The 16133-nt window shown below is 70.9% G+C and carries 14 protein-coding genes and 2 tRNA genes; 11 read left to right on the top strand and 5 right to left on the bottom strand.

What is annotated here, in order from left to right:
• Positions 1 to 85: 85 nt before the first annotated feature.
• Positions 86 to 571, top strand: a complete 486-nt coding sequence (locus tag ACZ4W9_RS07090) for a ribose-5-phosphate isomerase (protein ID WP_467933748.1) — start codon at positions 86 to 88, stop codon at positions 569 to 571.
• Between the two features lie 391 nt (positions 572 to 962).
• Entirely contained in the window at positions 963 to 1772 is an 810-nt protein-coding gene (locus ACZ4W9_RS07085; protein ID WP_467933746.1) for an Fpg/Nei family DNA glycosylase, read from the top strand.
• Positions 1773 to 1803: 31 nt separating this feature from the next.
• Here ACZ4W9_RS07085 and ACZ4W9_RS07080 read toward each other — a convergent pair whose 3' ends face one another.
• A complete protein-coding gene (locus ACZ4W9_RS07080; protein ID WP_467933745.1) occupies positions 1804 to 3048 on the bottom strand; it encodes a GNAT family N-acetyltransferase in 1245 nt (414 codons plus the stop codon).
• A gap of 161 nt (positions 3049 to 3209) precedes the next feature.
• Here ACZ4W9_RS07080 and ACZ4W9_RS07075 point away from each other — a divergent pair, with 161 nt between their 5' ends.
• Both ACZ4W9_RS07075 and ACZ4W9_RS07070 read left to right on the top strand, forming a co-directional pair.
• Positions 3210 to 4379 (top strand): SpoIIE family protein phosphatase, encoded by a 1170-nt coding sequence (locus ACZ4W9_RS07075; RefSeq protein WP_467933744.1) that lies wholly within the window; start codon positions 3210 to 3212, stop codon positions 4377 to 4379.
• 100 nt (positions 4380 to 4479) lie between these two features.
• Positions 4480 to 4926, top strand: a complete 447-nt coding sequence (locus ACZ4W9_RS07070; RefSeq protein WP_467933742.1) for an HD domain-containing protein — start codon at positions 4480 to 4482, stop codon at positions 4924 to 4926.
• Positions 4927 to 4942: 16 nt separating this feature from the next.
• Here ACZ4W9_RS07070 and ACZ4W9_RS07065 read toward each other — a convergent pair whose 3' ends face one another.
• The gene (locus ACZ4W9_RS07065) at positions 4943 to 6133 is read right to left on the bottom strand and encodes an acyltransferase family protein (RefSeq protein ID WP_467933741.1); all 1191 of its coding nucleotides are present in this window, start codon (positions 6131 to 6133) and stop codon (positions 4943 to 4945) included.
• A 436-nt stretch (positions 6134 to 6569) separates the two neighbouring features.
• On the opposite strand from ACZ4W9_RS07065, the gene ACZ4W9_RS07060 reads away from it, so the two are divergent.
• Positions 6570 to 6764 carry a hypothetical protein gene (locus ACZ4W9_RS07060; protein ID WP_467933740.1) on the top strand — a complete coding sequence of 65 codons (195 nt, stop codon included), beginning with the start codon at positions 6570 to 6572 and terminating at the stop codon, positions 6762 to 6764.
• Between the two features lie 74 nt (positions 6765 to 6838).
• Here ACZ4W9_RS07060 and ACZ4W9_RS07055 read toward each other — a convergent pair whose 3' ends face one another.
• Together ACZ4W9_RS07055 and ACZ4W9_RS07050 are read right to left on the bottom strand one after the other, a co-directional pair.
• A complete protein-coding gene (locus tag ACZ4W9_RS07055) occupies positions 6839 to 7096 on the bottom strand; it encodes a DUF7660 family protein (protein WP_467933738.1) in 258 nt (85 codons plus the stop codon).
• Between the two features lie 72 nt (positions 7097 to 7168).
• Positions 7169 to 7239: transfer RNA gene (locus ACZ4W9_RS07050), tRNA-Gly, on the bottom strand.
• A gap of 237 nt (positions 7240 to 7476) precedes the next feature.
• On the opposite strand from ACZ4W9_RS07050, the gene ACZ4W9_RS07045 reads away from it, so the two are divergent.
• The 5 genes from ACZ4W9_RS07045 (at position 7477) to clpX (ending at position 12277) form a co-directional block, all read left to right on the top strand.
• Positions 7477 to 7553, top strand: a tRNA-Pro gene (locus ACZ4W9_RS07045).
• A 179-nt stretch (positions 7554 to 7732) separates the two neighbouring features.
• Positions 7733 to 9106: a trigger factor gene (tig, locus tag ACZ4W9_RS07040; protein ID WP_467933737.1), complete on the top strand. Its 1374-nt coding sequence runs from the start codon at positions 7733 to 7735 to the stop codon at positions 9104 to 9106.
• Between the two features lie 373 nt (positions 9107 to 9479).
• Positions 9480 to 10085, top strand: a complete 606-nt coding sequence (locus ACZ4W9_RS07035) for an ATP-dependent Clp protease proteolytic subunit (RefSeq protein WP_051009690.1) — start codon at positions 9480 to 9482, stop codon at positions 10083 to 10085.
• Between the two features lie 69 nt (positions 10086 to 10154).
• A complete protein-coding gene (locus ACZ4W9_RS07030; RefSeq protein ID WP_030608200.1) occupies positions 10155 to 10820 on the top strand; it encodes an ATP-dependent Clp protease proteolytic subunit in 666 nt (221 codons plus the stop codon).
• A gap of 170 nt (positions 10821 to 10990) precedes the next feature.
• Entirely contained in the window at positions 10991 to 12277 is a 1287-nt protein-coding gene (gene clpX, locus ACZ4W9_RS07025) for an ATP-dependent Clp protease ATP-binding subunit ClpX (protein WP_467933735.1), read from the top strand.
• An 80-nt stretch (positions 12278 to 12357) separates the two neighbouring features.
• On the opposite strand, the gene ACZ4W9_RS07020 is transcribed toward clpX, so the two are convergent.
• On the bottom strand, positions 12358 to 13326 hold the full coding sequence (locus ACZ4W9_RS07020; protein WP_467933734.1) for a hypothetical protein: 969 nt from the start codon (positions 13324 to 13326) through the stop codon (positions 12358 to 12360).
• Positions 13327 to 13463: 137 nt separating this feature from the next.
• Between ACZ4W9_RS07020 and ACZ4W9_RS07015 the strand changes: the two genes are divergently transcribed.
• Positions 13464 to 16088 (top strand): valine--tRNA ligase, encoded by a 2625-nt coding sequence (locus ACZ4W9_RS07015; protein ID WP_467933732.1) that lies wholly within the window; start codon positions 13464 to 13466, stop codon positions 16086 to 16088.
• Positions 16089 to 16133: the final 45 nt, after the last annotated feature.

Below are 16133 nucleotides of genomic sequence, written 5' to 3'. Positions count from 1 at the left end.
ATGGCATGACTCACACGTTTCCGGCCCGTAAGGCCGCCGTGACCCTGGGGCTGCTGCCCGGGTACGGGCGTGTCACACTCGTGGCATGCGCGTGTATCTCGGCTCCGACCATGCGGGCTACGAACTCAAGAATCACCTCGTCGAGTGGCTGAAGGCCGCCGGCCACGAGCCCGTGGACTGCGGGCCGCACCTCTACGACGCCCAGGACGACTATCCGCCCTTCTGCCTGCGGGCCGCGGAGCGGACGGCCGCGGACGCAGGCGCCCTCGGCATCGTGATCGGCGGCTCCGGCAACGGTGAGCAGATCGCCGCGAACAAGGTGAAGGGCGTGCGGGCGGCGCTGGCCTGGAGCGAGGAGACGGCGGCGCTCGGGCGGCAGCACAACAACGCCAACGTGGTGGCCGTGGGTGCGCGCATGCACAGCACCGAGGAGGCGACCAAGTTCGTCGAGGTCTTCCTCGCCACGCCGTTCTCCGGCGACGAGCGGCACGAGCGGCGGATCGAGATGCTGGCGCGCTACGAGACGACGGGCGAGCTGCCGCCGATCCCCCCGCACCACCCGCAGGGCTGACACGGCCCGGGGACCGGGTCTCGCCCACCCGACCCGGTGGGCCGGCAGGCCCGGCCTCCGGGGGTCGCACCCCCGGCCCTCCGGACTCGGTGGGGCAGCAGGCCCGGCCTCCGGGGGTCGCACCCCCGGGACCCGGTGGGCCGGCAGGCCCGGCCCTCGGGTGCCGCGCCCCCGGACCAGCGACTCGGTGGTCCGGGAAGCCGGGCCCGGGGGCTTCGCCCCGGATCCCGGTTCTGCCGCCCGCCCGACGCGGCCGGCCGAAAGACCGGGACGCCCCGGACCGCCCCGCCCGACACCTCCGCCTCCCGGCTCCGGGAACGAAGGACGCCCGCCCCCTGCCCGCCGGGACGGGTGAGCGGGTGGGCGAGACGCAGGAAAGGACACCCCCGCCTTGCCGGAAGGGCACACCATTCATCGGCTGGCCGAGGACTACGCCGGCCGCTTCCTCGGTACGGCACCCCGCGTCACCAGCCCCCAGGGCAAGTTCTCCGACGCCGCCGCCCTGCTGGACCGTACCGAGCTGACCGCCACCGAGGCCCACGGCAAGCACCTCTTCCTCGGGTTCCGCGACGCCGACTGGGTCCACATCCACCTCGGCCTCTTCGGCAAGGTCGGCTTCGGCGACACCCCCGCGCCCCCGCCGACGGACACCGTCCGGCTCCGCCTGGCGAACGACACCTCGTACGTGGACCTCCGCGGCCCCACCACCTGCGCCCTGATCACGCCCGGCGAGAAGCGGGCCGTCCACGACCGGCTCGGCCCCGACCCGCTGCGCGCGGACGCCGACCCGGCCGCCGCGTACCGGAGGATCTCCCGCAGCCGTACCACGATCGCCGCGCTGCTCATGGACCAGAAGATCGTCGCCGGCGTCGGCAACGTCTACCGCGCGGAGGTGCTGTTCCGGCACGGCATCGACCCGTACCGCGCCGGCCGCGACATCACCCCGGCCGAGTGGGACGCGATCTGGTCCGACCTGGCCGGGCTGATGCGCGAGGGCGTGCGGAACAACCGGATCGACACCGTCCGCCCCGAGCACACCCCGGAGGCGATGGGCCGCCCGCCCCGCGTGGACGACCACGGCGGCGAGGTGTACGTCTACCGCCGCGCCACCCTGCCCTGCCACGTCTGCGGCGACGAGATCCGCACCGCCGGTCTCGCCGCCCGCAACCTCTTCTGGTGCCCCACCTGCCAGCAGGCCTGAGCCGGCGACCGGAGGACGGCCGGCGGGCCGGCTAGAAACCGTGCGGCAGCCAGGGGGCCACCGGGGAGCCGAACGCCACCGACGCCTCCGCCAGCGCCCCCGGCGTCAGCTCCCGGATCCGCCCGGCCGCCGCCAGCGACAGCAGGGACACCCCGCCGAGATAGGCCGCGCCCAGCTCCCGTACGGACAGGGCGAGGTCCGCCGTGTCGGCCGTACGCTCGCAGGACGCCCCCTTCGCGTCCCCCGACAGCCGCCAGCGCCCCGCGTTCCACGGGCAGAAGGCGTCCTCCACCTCGAACACGACGTCCACCGGCGCCTGGTAGGTCCGCGCCGCCAGCGCGGCGCCGACGTCCACGAGCCGGACGTAGGCGTCGTCGCGCAGCCGCGGATCGCAGCGGCGGACGTCGGAGACCAGGTGCCGCAGCGCGTCGTCCACCGGCCGCGACGGCACCGCCAGCGTCGTCATCAGGTCGATGCCGAACAGGAAACGCCACAGCGCGGCCTCGGTCGCCGGGTCCAGCCCGGCCAGGTCGCCGAGTCGTACCCGGCCGGCGGGCGCGCCGCCCGCGTCCCAGTTGCCCTTGGTGTGGTACCGGGCGTACCCGGTGATCTCGCCGTCCCGTTCGGCGACCACGCACTGCAACGGCGGCCCCCCGTCCCGGTGGCGCTCCGAGTCGACCAGGGCGACCCGCTCCCAGTGCGGCTGCCGGGCCAGCATGCCGGGCCGGCGCGGGACCAGCGCCGCGTACACCGCCTCGCAGGCGTCCAGCACCTCGGCCGGCGCCGCGGACCGCACCCGCACCTCGTCGGTGCCGGCGGGCAGCGCCAGGGTCACCCGGCTGGTGTCGATCTCGGCGCTGACGCGGAACGTGGCGGCGCCGTACCCGAAGCGGCCGTAGATCGCCGGCTCGGACGCGGTCAGCACCGCCACCGGCTCGCCCCGCCCGTGGAAGTCGTCCAGCTGCCGGCGCATCATCGAGGTCAGCACCCCGCGCCGCCGGTGGGTGGCCGCGACGCTCACCATCGTCACCCCGGCCGTGGCAACCGCGGCCCCGCCCGGCACGGTCATCCGGAAGCTGAACGCCCCCGCCGTGCCGACGAGCGCGTCCCCGTCCCAGGCGGCGAGGGAGCGGTCGAACTCCGTGGCCGCCCGCTCCACCTCGCGTTCCTCACCCGAGACCGGCCCCGCGCCGAAGGCCCGGTACAACGAGTCGTACCACCGGTCCCACTCGTCCTCGCGCAGCACCCTCAGCTCGGTTCCGTGCACAGTCGCCATGCGCCATGCCTATCAGTGCGTCGGGGGGCGAGCCAGCGAATTTCGGCCCGGCGCGGGCGCCGCGCGGCCCGGCGTGCGCGCGGCGAAGCGGAATCCCGCACGGGGGACAAGTGGGACCTCCCGTGCCAAGCGGCCGGTCCGCTGGATAGGGTCCCGAACTGATGGCAGCAGGACGACAGCGGCGAGCGAAGGCCGAGACGTTCACGGCCCGGTGCAGGATGCGATGGCACCGGGCCCGGGTCGGCCTGCGCAAAAGCGCCGTGGACTACTTCCGCGGCGACGGCTCCGACTGGATCGCCTTCGCCGGGCTGCTGCTGACCGTCCCGCTGCTCGCCGCCATGACCCTGTTCGACCCGGTGTGGTGCTCCCCGGCCGGCCTGGTGCTGCCGATCGTGGCCGGCGGTCTGCTGCTGCGCCCGGCGAGCCTGCTCGGGCTGTACGCGGCGGCGGCCACCGCGCTGATCGTGGAGTCGGTACGGCTCGGCCCGTACACCGAGGGGCCCTCCCGGGTCACCCCCGGCGTGGTGCTGGTGGTCGCCGCGTGCGGCTTCTTCGGGCTGCTGACCGCGCAGTTCCGCAGCCGGGTCGGCGTGCCCTGGCGGCGCGGCGGCACCATGCTGTTCGACCTGCGCGAGCGGATCCGGGTGCAGAGCAAGCTGCCGAAGCTGCCCAAGGGCTGGCACCACGAGATGGCGCTCCGCCCGGCGGGCGGCCAGTCCTTCTCCGGCGACTTCGTCGTGGCGGCCCGTACGAACGGCGGGCGGACGCTGGAGGTCGTCCTCACCGACGTCTCCGGCAAGGGCATGGACGCCGGTTCGCGCGCCCTGCTGCTGTCCGGGGCCTTCGGCGGGCTCCTCGGCTCGCTGCCCCCGCACGCCTTCCTGCCGGCCGCCAACGGCTATCTGCTCCGCCAGGACTGGGACGAGGGCTTCGCCACCTCCATCCATCTGGTCCTCGACCTGGACTCGGGGGACTACGAGCTGTACTCCGCGGGCCATCCGCCGGGGCTCCAGCTGAGCGCGGGCAGCGGACGCTGGGAGGAGAAGGCGGCCGAGGGCCCGCTGCTCGGTGTGTACGACGGCGCCCAGTTCGACCCCGTGAAGGGCTCGCTACGGCCCGGGGACGTGTTGATGCTGTTCACCGACGGTCTGGTGGAGACCGCCGAGCGGGACATCGTGGAGGGTATCGACCGGCTCACCGGGGAGGCCGACCGCTACGTCCCGGGCGGCTTCCACGGCGCCGCCTGGCATCTCATCGAAGCGGTCGCCAAGGACGTCAACGACGACCGGGCCCTGCTGCTGATCTGCCGCGAGTCCGCCACGGCCCGCTGAGCCGCCCCCTCGCGCCAAGCCGCCGGACGCCCGCCGTCCGGCACCGGGCCGCCCCGGCTCCCGCTCCCGGCGCGGCCCCGCCGCAGGGGACACTGAGCGCATGTCCCCTCTCACCCTCGCCGAGGTCGAGACCCTCGCCCGCGCCGCCCACGACGGGCAGACCGACAAGGCCGGCCGGCCGTACGCCGAGCACCTTTCGGCCGTGGCCGAGGGCGTACGCGCCCGGGGCGGCGACCCGGAACAGATCGCGGCGGCCTGGCTGCACGACTCCGTCGAGGACGCCGCGCTGAGCGAACAGTGGCTGGAGGCGGCCCCCCTCACCTCGCGGACCAAGGCCATCGTGCGGGCCCTCACCAAGCGGCCGGGGGAGCCGCCGGAGGCGTACGCCGCCCGGATCCTCGCCACCCCGGGCGCGCTGCTGGTGAAGGAGGCCGACCTGGCGCACAACGCCGACCCGCACCGCCTCGCCGTCCTCGCCGAGCCGGTGCGGACCCGGCTGACCGGGAAGTACGCCCAGATGCGCGCGCTCCTCGGCCTGGCACCGTGACGGACGGCGCACCCGGCTAGACGCCGGCCTTCTCCCGCACCCGCTGCGCGCCGCGGCCGCGGGCGCGGGCCTGCTCGGCCGCGTCCTGCCGGAACGCCCACTCCATCGCCGGCTCCATCGCGAAGCGGAAGACGCGCCGCACCGGCCGGGTGCACAGCGCCGTGACGGCGGTGGCGGCGAGCACGGTCACCAGGATCTCGCCGAGCGGGCGGTGCAGCCAGGGGTGCTCGAACCAGCCGCGGTAGTCGCCGAGCTTCACCAGGAAGCCGTGCAGCAGATAGCCGTAGAGCGTGCCCGCGCCGAGGGTGGTGAACCACATCGTGCGGCGCGGCACCCACGCGAAGAAGCAGGACGTCAGCAGCAGCGAGCAGCCCATCAGCGCGAGCGTCATCACCGGGCCGCACCACCAGGGGGCACCCAGCTCCTGCGCCGAGTCGCGGTGGTAGAACCACCCGGTGTTCATGCGCGGCACCGCCCACCAGCCGACCGCCAGCGCCGCCGCGAACACCGGCACCGAGACGATCCGCACCCAGCGGCGGCGCACCAGGTGGAAGTGTTCGGGCTTCATGCACAGGCCGAGCACGAAGTACGGCAGGAACTGCAGGACGCGCTGGAGATCGAGGTCGTCGCCGATCTCCGGGCTGACGGTCGCCAGCATGGCGATGCCGACGGCCAGCGGCAGCGGATGACGCACCAGCTTCCACAGGGGAGTGGTCAGCCGCCAGACGAACAGCGCGACAAGGAACCAGGTCAGATACCAGGGGTCGAGGAGGCTGATGTCCTCGCGTGAGCCGGTGAGGAGGCTCTTGAAGAGCGGATACGCCGTCTCGAACAGGACGTACGGGACGGCGACACCGGTGACCAGCCGCTTCAGCCGGTCCGGGCGCATGTCGAAATTACGTGAGAAGAAGCCGGAGATGATGATGAACGCCGGCATGTGGAAGGCGTACACGACGGTGTAGGCGCTCTCCAGGATCCGGCTGTCGCCTTTCAGCGGCTCCCACGAGTGACCCATCGCGACGAGCACGATGGCCAGGTATTTGGCGTTGTCGAAGAACGCGTCGCGCTGTCGGCCGGGTCTGCCCGGCGCCGCCTGCCGCTCACGCGTGCCCGACGGGGGACGCGGAGTGGGCACTCCGTCCGCCGGCGGCTGTGCCGGGGGGAGCGGGCTGCGGTGCTGGCCGGGGGACGAGGCGGCGTCGAACATCTCAGGCACCCTAGCGTCGTCTGCTGGAATCCGTAAAACTCCCGCAGTCATTCCTGGTTATCCGGTCCGGGTACCCGCGTATTCGCCGAACTTGCCACTCCGGTACGCGTGATGACAGGCACAGTTACGTCGCTGGTTCACCCTTGATGTCCCCATTCATCCCGACTAAATGGGGCATACGTCGCCGCTGTGTCCTCAATTTGAATTACCTGGGTGCGAGATGTGTGGACACGGAAACGAAGTCGGGTAATTCCGTGGGGAGTCGCGCGCGGGCGTCTGATCGAATTACTGTGCGGAAGATCGCCCGCGACGGGCGGCGGTGCCCGACGATTCGTCATCGGCCGCATACGCGGGCCGGGTTGGTGGCACGATGCTTCTGGCGGGGGTGCGCGGGCCGTGCCCCCGGGCCGGCGGACCGACCTAGGGTGTGATCAGTGTGGCCATTTCACTGTCTGCGGTGCTGCTGTTGGCGATCATCCTGGTGATCCTGATCCGCGGGGGGAACCTCAAGCCCGGCCCCGCCATCGCCGCGATCCTCTTCGGCTTCTTCCTGGCCTCGACCGGCATGGCCCCGTCGATCAACCGCTTCCTGGACTCGATAGCGGACTCGATCAACTCGATCAGATTCTGACCCACCGCCCCCGCGCCCACCGGTCGGCCGGACGTCACACCCGCCGGCCGCCGGGCGGGCGAGGGGGTGCGGGACTACTCGTAGACCCGGGCGGCGGTCAGCGCCCGGGCGAAGAACGTCCAGTCGCCCGCGGGCGGCAGCTCGTGCCCGAAGTTCCGGTACCAGCCGCCGGCCCCGTCGACCCAGGCTTCGAGGGCCTCGAGGAAGCGGTCCAGTGTCGGGTTCTCCCGCTGCGGGCCGTTGGCCTCGTGATCGGCGCGAAGACGCGCGAGGAAGGCGAGGAAGGCCTCCCGGTCGGCGATGTGCTCGTCGGGTGTCAAGGGACTTGTCATGTCCGCGAGCCTACGAAAACGGCCAGGGGCCGGGTGGAGGACTGGTCCTCCACCCGGCCCCTGGCCGGTCGGAGCGGGCGACGGGAATCGAACCCGCGTAGCTAGTTTGGAAGACTAGGGCTCTACCATTGAGCTACGCCCGCAATGCCGCGCCGCACGTCGGTGACCGCGGCACTGGAGGCATCGTAGCGGGTCGCCCGCCGCCGAGGCCAACGACTTCGACCACGACGGCCGCGAGGGGTGCGGCGGTCCCGAAGGGCGGGGCCGCGCCGAGGGGCCGCTCACCCGTACGGCCCCCCGCCCGCCGCCCCGCGTGTCGCCCCCGGTAAACCGGCCGACGCGACCGGCCGGGGCATGTACCCTACGTGTCGCACACCAGACGGGGTGTGGCGCAGCTTGGTAGCGCGTCCGCTTTGGGAGCGGAAGGCCGTGGGTTCAAATCCCGCCACCCCGACCACCTGCACACGACGTCGTGAAGATCGCCTTTTGGGGCGCTGACCGGCTGCGGTTACTATGCAAGCTGCGCGCCCGTGTGTCCTGGCCCCCCACGGCCTACGTACTCGTCCGGGCGGCGAATCCGCCGGACCTGTCTGGCTCCGGCAGAAACCAAGAAGTCAGCCACAAGGAGACCGAACCGTGAAGAGCGCCGTGGAGACCCTGAACCCGACCCGGGTTCGGCTCACTGTCGAGGTGCCCTTCGAGGAGCTCAAGGACAGCCTCGACGCGGCGTACAAGAAGATCAACCAGCAGGTCACGGTGAAGGGCTTCCGCAAGGGCAAGATCCCCGCCCGCGTGATCGACCAGCGGTTCGGCCGCGGTGCGGTGCTGGAGGAGGCCGTCAACGACGCGCTGCCGAAGTTCTACACCGAGGCGGTCAACGAGGCCGAGCTCAACCCGCTCGGCCAGCCCGACGTCGACATCACGGAGCTGAAGGACGGCGAGACGCTGAACTTCACCGCCGAGGTCGACATCCGCCCGGCCCTGGAGATCCCGGACTACTCCGGTATCGAGGTCGAGGTCGACGCCGTCGAGGTCACCGACGAGGACGTCGAGAAGTCGGTCGAGCAGCTCCGCGAGCGCTTCGCCTCCACCACCCCGGTCGAGCGCGCGGCCGAGGACGGCGACGTCGTCACGATCGACCTGGAGGCCAAGGTCGACGGCGAGGTCCTGGAGGACGGCATCGCCAACGGCGTGTCCTACACCATCGGCTCCGGTGAGCTGCTGGAGGGCATCGACGACGCCGTGAAGGGCCTGGAGGCCGGTGGCGAGGCCACCTTCACCTCCGAGCTGAAGGGCGGCTCGGCCGCCGGCAAGGAGGCCGAGGTCACCGTCAAGGTCACCCAGGTCGCCAAGCGTGAACTGCCCGAGCTGGACGACGAGTTCGCGCAGCTCGCCTCCGAGTTCGACACCCTGGAGGAGCTGAAGGCGGACAGCCGCAAGCGCCTCGCCAACATGAAGCAGTTCGACCAGGCCACGCAGGCCCAGGAGCGCGTCCTGGAGAAGCTGCTGGAGCTGGTGGAGGTCCCCGTCCCCGAGAAGCTGCTCGAGGACGAGATCAACACCCGCAAGCACAACCTGGAGCACCACCAGCTCGGCCAGATGGGCCTGACCCTCGACAAGTACCTGGAGATCCAGGGCAAGACCGCCGAGGAGTTCGAGACCGAGACCCGCGAGGCGGCGGTCAAGGGCATCAAGACCCAGTTCGTGCTGGACGAGCTGGTCAAGAAGGAGCAGCTCAACGTCAACCAGGAGGAGCTCACCGAGCACCTCATGCGGCGTGCCGCCTCCTCCGGCATGTCCCCCGACCAGTTCGCCCAGGCCGTCGTCGAGGGCGGCCAGGTTCCGCTCCTCGTCGGCGAGGTCGCCCGCGGCAAGGCCCTGGCCGTCGTGGTCGAGGCCGCCACGGTGAAGGACACCAACGGCGAGGTCGTCGACCTGGACGACGAGGAGGAGGAGACCGAGGCCGCGGCCGGGGCCTCCGAGTCCGCCGAGGAGAACGCCGAGGGCTGAGCGACGGCCCTGCGGCGCCTGTAAGGCGCGTACAGCGGGCCCCGGGGACTGTCCCCGGGGCCCGTTCGCGCACCCGGGGCCGCGGCCTGCCCCGGGGGCACGGGGAACCGCGCGACGAGCCGCGGCGCGCCCGCGGCCCGACGACCACCGCACCGCTTTCCGCGCACCGGACCCGGCATCCCGGTCAGTCCCGCGCGCTACGCCCCCGGCGAACACCCCCATCTCCGGGATTCCCCGACGGAGCCTGAGCGTTAGGGTCCATGAATACGGGGGCAGGGGAGTCTCCTGACACCCCCCGCCAAGCCTCCGGCAGGACGACGTGAGACGGCCCGGCGCCGTCGTAAGACGAGCAGGTGGATACGTGACGAATCTGATGCCCTCCGCCGCCGGCGAGCCTTCCATCGGTGGTGGCCTCGGCGACCAGGTCTACAACCGGCTGCTCAACGAGCGGATCATCTTCCTCGGCCAGCAGGTTGACGACGACATCGCCAACAAGATCACGGCGCAGCTGCTGCTCCTTGCCGCCGATCCGGACAAGGACATCTACCTCTACATCAACAGCCCCGGCGGCTCGGTGACGGCCGGCATGGCGATCTACGACACCATGCAGTACATCCCGAACGACGTGGTCACCATCGCCATGGGCATGGCGGCCTCGATGGGCCAGTTCCTGCTCACCGGCGGCGCCGCCGGCAAGCGTTTCGCCCTGCCGCACGCGGACATCATGATGCACCAGGGCTCCGCCGGCCTCGGCGGCACGGTCTCGGACATCAAGATCCAGGCCGAGTACCTGATGCGCACCAAGAAGCGCATGTCGGAGCTGACCGCGCTGCACTCCGGCCAGACGGTCGAGGCGATCATCCGCGACGGCGACCGCGACCGCTGGTTCACCCCGGAAGAGGCCAAGGAGTACGGTCTCATTGACGAGATCATCACGCACGCCTCGGGTGTTCCGGGCGGCGGCGGCACCGGTGCCTGACCGGCCCGGCCACGCCACGCACCGCCGAGACCGAAGCCCCCAGAACGCCACCAGGACGGTGAACACCCCATGAGCAACTTCCCCGGCGCCGCCAGCGGCATGTACGAGGGCCCCCGGCCCGACAGCCGCTACGTCATCCCGCGCTTCGTCGAGCGCACCTCCCAGGGCATCCGCGAGTACGACCCGTACGCGAAGCTCTTCGAGGAGCGCGTGATCTTCCTGGGCGTCCAGATCGACGACGCCTCGGCCAACGACGTCATGGCGCAGCTGCTGTGCCTGGAGTCGATGGACCCCGACCGGGACATCTCGATCTACATCAACAGCCCCGGCGGCGACATGACCGCGCTGACGGCGATCTACGACACGATGCAGTTCGTGAAGCCCGACATCCAGACGGTCTGCATGGGCCAGGCGGCCTCCGCCGCGGCCATCCTGCTGGCCGCCGGCACGCCCGGCAAGCGCATGGCGCTGCCGAACTCCCGGGTGCTGATCCACCAGCCGGCGGGCTCCACCGGCCGCGGCCAGCTCTCCGACCTGGAGATCATCGCCAACGAGTTCACCCGCATGCGCGAGCAGCTGGAGAACATGCTGGCCAAGCACTCCAACCGGCCGCTCGAGAAGGTCCGCGAGGACATCGAGCGCGACAAGATCCTCACGGCCGAGGAGGCGCTGGAGTACGGCCTCGTCGACCAGATCATCTCCACCCGCAAGCTGAACAACGCCGCCGTCCGCTGACGCGGAACGCGGCACCCCGAGCCCCCCTTGGCGCGGTGCACGGCAAAGTGAACCCTGCCAAGGGGGGCCCGAACACCGGGCCCGGCAAGGTACCGTCGGACATAAGGCAGCACCAGGAGCCGCTGGACTCATGACGTCCAGGCGTCTCCCAGGCGAAGGGGAAGCACACCGTGGCACGCATCGGTGACGGCGGCGATCTGCTCAAGTGCTCGTTCTGCGGCAAGAGCCAGAAGCAGGTCAAGAAGCTCATCGCAGGGCCCGGTGTGTACATCTGCGACGAGTGCATCGATCTCTGTAACGAGATCATCGAGGAAGAGCTCGCGGAGACCAGCGAGGTGCGCTGGGAGGAACTGCCCAAGCCCCGCGAGATCTACGAGTTCCTCGAGGGCTACGTGGTCGGCCAGGAGGCCGCCAAGAAGGCGCTCTCCGTCGCGGTGTACAACCACTACAAGCGGGTCCAGGCGGGCGAGAACGGCGGCGCGAGCGGCCGGGACGACGCGATCGAGCTGGCGAAGTCCAACATCCTGCTGCTCGGCCCCACGGGCTCCGGCAAGACCCTGCTCGCGCAGACCCTGGCGCGCATGCTGAACGTCCCGTTCGCGATCGCCGACGCCACCGCGCTGACCGAGGCGGGCTACGTCGGCGAGGACGTCGAGAACATCCTGCTGAAGCTGATCCAGGCGGCGGACTACGACGTCAAGAAGGCCGAGACCGGGATCATCTACATCGACGAGATCGACAAGGTCGCCCGCAAGAGCGAGAACCCGTCGATCACCCGGGACGTCAGCGGCGAGGGCGTGCAGCAGGCCCTGCTGAAGATCCTGGAAGGGACGACGGCCTCGGTCCCGCCGCAGGGCGGCCGCAAACACCCGCACCAGGAGTTCATCCAGATTGACACGACGAACGTGCTGTTCATCGTGGGCGGTGCCTTTTCGGGCCTGGAGAAGATCATCGAGGCGCGGGCCGGCGCCAAGGGCATCGGCTTCGGCGCCACGATCCTGTCCAAGCGGGAGCTGGAGGCCAAGGACGTCTTCGAGGACGTCATGCCGGAGGACCTGGTCAAGTTCGGCATGATCCCCGAGTTCATCGGCCGTCTGCCGGTGATCACGTCGGTTCACAACCTGGACCGCGAGGCGCTCCTGAAGATCCTGGTCGAGCCCCGCAACGCCCTGGTCAAGCAGTACCAGCGCCTGTTCGAACTGGACGGGGTGGAGCTGGACTTCGAGCGCGAGGCGCTGGAGGCCATCGCCGACCAGGCGATCCTGCGCCAGACCGGCGCCCGGGGTTTGCGCGCCATCATGGAGGAGGTCCTCCAGGGCGTGATGTACGAGGTCCCGTCCCGCAAGGACGTCGCCCGCGTGGTCATCACCGCCGACGTGGTCCTCTCGAACGTCAACCCCACCCTGATCCCGCGCGACGCCCGCGGCCGGGGCTCGGGGGAGCAGAAGACGGCGTAAGCGCCGGACACGGACGCGAAGAAGGGGCCCCGGTCAGCCGACCGGGGCCCCTTCGCCGTCTTCGCCGCCGCGGAAAGGCGTCAGGCCTTGACGCGGACCTCACCGCGGAACTTGGCGACGGTCTGCGCGTCCGTCGCCGGGTCGCTGCTCCGGCCCGCCGCGAGGTTGGCGATGTCCATCGGCATGACCAGCCCGAGGGTGCTGTGGTCGCCCCAGATGCAGATGCTCATCGTGACGTCCTTCGGCCCGCCGTTGCCCGCGCCGGTGGGGGCGCTGGCCTGCTGGCACTTGAGGATCGCGCTGTCGAGTCCGGCCGGCGTGTACGCCTTCGGCTCGCCGTTCAGGGTGACCTCGCTGTCCTTCTCCTCCGTGGCCTTGGTCTTCATGTAGGCGAACATCGCGTCGACGGCCTTCTCGGGGTCGTCGATCGTGCCGTACACGCCGCCGAACTGGAGCATCTTCTTGCTCAGCGGGTTGTCGTCGTCACCCGACTCGTACTGCGCGCTGACGTCCTTCGGATCGTGGACGCCCCACTTCTCGGCGTCCTTCAGATCCTCCTTCGTCATCGTGTCGCCGTTGCCGTCCTTCTTCTTGTACTCGGTCAGCACTGTCGCCGGCGTCGTCAGCTTGTGCGGGCCGTCGTCCGCCACACCGCCGCCGCCGTCGCTGCCGCCGAGCACGAAGTACGCGCCGACCGCCAGCGCCGCCACCACGGCCACCGCGCCGACGATCAGACCGGTCTTCTTCTTCCCGCCGGCCGGCTGCGGCGGCTGCGGCACGCCGTAGGGCTGCTGGCCGTAGGGGCCGGGCTGCTGGCCGTACGGGCCCGGCTGCGGGGGCGTGCCCTGCGGGGCGCCCTGCTGCGGGTAGCCGTATCCCGGCTGCGGCGCCGGAGGGGCCTGCTGGGGGTAGCCGTAGCCGGGCTGGGGAGCCTGCGGCTGCTGGCCGTAGGGGCCCGGCTGGCCGTACGGCCCAGGCTGCCCCGGCTGGCCGTACGGACCCGGCTGCTGGGGCGGCTGGCCGTACGGGCCCGGCTGGTTGTTGCTCATTCCTGGGTTCCCCTCCAGAAGCTTATGTGTTCCTGACATCCTGGCCCAGGCCCGGGAAACGCACGGCACCGGGGGCCGCACCGTTACAGAACAAACGCGTTTCGGGACCACCCCGTGACACCTCTAAACTGGCCCCCGTGACCGACAACGCTCAGCAGCAGCCCTCCGCGCCCGACACCGAACTGCCGACCCAGTACGCGCCGGCCGATGTAGAGGGGCCGTTGTACGAGCGCTGGGTGGAGCGGGGGTACTTCGAGGCGGACGCGAAGAGCGACAAGCCGCCGTACACCGTCGTCATCCCGCCGCCGAACGTCACGGGCAGCCTGCACCTCGGGCACGCCTTCGAGCACACGCTGATCGACGCGCTCACCCGCCGCAAGCGCATGCAGGGCTACGAGACGCTGTGGCAGCCCGGCATGGACCACGCCGGCATCGCCACGCAGAACGTCGTCGAGCGCGAGCTGGGCAAGGAGGGCAAGTCCCGCCACGACCTGGGCCGCGAGGCCTTCGTCGAGCGCGTCTGGCAGTGGAAGGGCGAGTCCGGCGGCCAGATCTCCGGCCAGATGCGCCGCCTCGGCGACGGCGTCGCCTGGTCCCGTGAGCGCTTCACCATGGACGAGGGCCTGTCCCAGGCCGTCCAGACCATCTTCAAGAAGCTCTACGACGACGAGCTGATCTACCGCGCCGAGCGCATCATCAACTGGTGCCCCCGCTGTCTGACGGCCATCTCGGACATCGAGGTCGAGTACCAGGACGACGACGGCGAGCTGGTCTCCATGCGCTACGGCGACGGGGACGAGTCCATCGTCGTCGCCACCACCCGAGCCGAGACGATGCTCGGCGACACCGCCGTCGCCGTCCACCCCGACGACGAGCGCTACAAGCACCTCGTCGGCAAGCTCATCCGGCTCCCGCTGACCGACCGCTCCATTCCGGTCGTCGCCGACACCCACGTCGACCCCGAGTTCGGCACGGGCGCCGTCAAGGTCACCCCGGCCCACGACCCGAACGACTTCGAGATCGGCCAGCGCCACGACCTGCCGTCCATCACCGTGATGGACGAGCACGCCGTCATCACCGTCCACGGCCCCTTCCAGGGCATGGACCGCCTGGAGGCCCGCTCCGCGATCGTCGCCGCGCTGCGCGCCGAGGGCCGGATCGTCGCCGAGAAGCGGCCCTACGTCCACTCCGTCGGCCACTGCTCGCGCTGCAAGACCACCATCGAGCCGCGCCTGTCGATGCAGTGGTGGGTCAAGGTCGGCCCGCTGGCCAAGGCCGCCGGCGACGCCGTCCGCGACGGCAAGGTCAAGATCCACCCGCAGGAGATGGAGAAGCGGTACTTCGACTGGGTCGACAACCTCCACGACTGGTGCATCTCGCGCCAGCTGTGGTGGGGCCACCGCATCCCGGTCTGGTACGGCCCGAACGGCGAGGTCGTCTGCGTCGGCCCCGACGAGCAGCCGCCGACGGGCGAGGGCTGGCACCAGGACACCGACGTCCTCGACACCTGGTTCTCCTCCGGCCTGTGGCCGTTCTCCACCCTCGGCTGGCCCGAGCGGACCGAGTCGCTCGCGAAGTTCTACCCGAACTCCGTCCTGGTCACCGGCTACGACATCCTCTTCTTCTGGGTCGCCCGGATGATGATGTTCGGCCTGTACGCGATGGACGGCACCCCGCCGTTCCACACCATCGCCCTGCACGGCATGGTCCGCGACCAGTTCGGCAAGAAGATGTCGAAGTCCTTCGGCAACGCGGTCAATCCGCTGGACTGGATGGACAAGTACGGCTCCGACGCCCTGCGCTTCACCCTGGCCCGCGGCGCCAACCCGGGCGTCGACGTGCCGATCGGCGAGGACTGGGTCCAGGGCTCCCGCAACTTCGCCAACAAGATCTGGAACGCGACCCGCTTCGCGCTGATGAACGGCGCGACCGTCCAGGGCCCGCTGCCGGACCCGGCGAAGATGTCCGCGACCGACCGCTGGATCCTCTCCCGCCTGAACTCGGTGGTCGCCGAAGTCGACGCGTACTACGACGACTTCCAGTTCGCCAAGCTGTCCGACGCCCTCTTCCACTTCGCGTGGGACGAGGTCTTCGACTGGTACGTCGAGCTGTCCAAGACCGTCTTCCAGGCGGGCGGCGAGCCGGCCGAGGTCGCCAAGCGGGTCCTCGGCGAGGTCCTCGACGTCACCCTCAAGCTGCTCCACCCGGTCGTCCCGTTCGTCACGGAGACCCTGTGGACCACGCTGACCGGCGGCGAGTCGATCGTGATCGCCGACTGGCCGGCCGACAGCGGCTTCCGTGACACGGCGGCCGAGCAGGAGATCTCCACCCTCCAGTCGGTCATCACCGAGGTCCGCCGCTTCCGCGCCGACCAGGGCCTGCAGCCCGGCCAGCGGGTCCCGGCCCGCCTGACCCTCGACGGCACGGCCCTCGCCCCGCACGAGGCGGCCATCCGCCAGCTGCTGCGGCTCCAGCCCGAGGGCGAGTCCTTCACGGCCACGGCGACCCTGCCGGTGGCGGGCGCGCAGGTCGCGCTCGACCTCTCGGGCACGATCGACGTCGCCGCGGAGCGCAAGCGCCTGGCGAAGGACCTGGCCGCAGCGGAGAAGGAGAAGGCCCAGGCCGCGGCCAAGCTCGGCAACGAGGCGTTCCTCGCCAAGGCCCCCGACCACGTCGTGGACAAGATCCGCACCCGCCTCGCCAAGGCGGACGAGGACATCGCCCGCATCACCGCGCAGCTGGAGAGGCTGCCGGAAGCGTGAGTCACTGACGAGAGCGTCAAACGTCTGACGCTGAAGCGTGAGTCG

This window comes from Streptomyces sp. NPDC029296 (genome assembly GCF_055569255.1).
Note: the sequence above shows the minus strand (reverse complement) of the source record. Positions and strands in the feature narration are given on the sequence as shown.

Coding starts and splice junctions, on each gene's coding strand:
- ACZ4W9_RS07090 (WP_467933748.1), top strand. CDS start 86: ATGCGCGTGTATCTCGGCTCCGACCATGCGGGCTACGAACTCAAGAAT.
- ACZ4W9_RS07080 (WP_467933745.1), bottom strand. CDS start 3,048: ATGGCGACTGTGCACGGAACCGAGCTGAGGGTGCTGCGCGAGGACGAG.
- ACZ4W9_RS07075 (WP_467933744.1), top strand. CDS start 3,210: ATGGCAGCAGGACGACAGCGGCGAGCGAAGGCCGAGACGTTCACGGCC.
- ACZ4W9_RS07070 (WP_467933742.1), top strand. CDS start 4,480: ATGTCCCCTCTCACCCTCGCCGAGGTCGAGACCCTCGCCCGCGCCGCC.
- ACZ4W9_RS07065 (WP_467933741.1), bottom strand. CDS start 6,133: ATGTTCGACGCCGCCTCGTCCCCCGGCCAGCACCGCAGCCCGCTCCCC.
- ACZ4W9_RS07055 (WP_467933738.1), bottom strand. CDS start 7,096: ATGACAAGTCCCTTGACACCCGACGAGCACATCGCCGACCGGGAGGCC.
- ACZ4W9_RS07035 (WP_051009690.1), top strand. CDS start 9,480: ATGCCCTCCGCCGCCGGCGAGCCTTCCATCGGTGGTGGCCTCGGCGAC.
- ACZ4W9_RS07030 (WP_030608200.1), top strand. CDS start 10,155: ATGAGCAACTTCCCCGGCGCCGCCAGCGGCATGTACGAGGGCCCCCGG.
- ACZ4W9_RS07020 (WP_467933734.1), bottom strand. CDS start 13,326: ATGAGCAACAACCAGCCGGGCCCGTACGGCCAGCCGCCCCAGCAGCCG.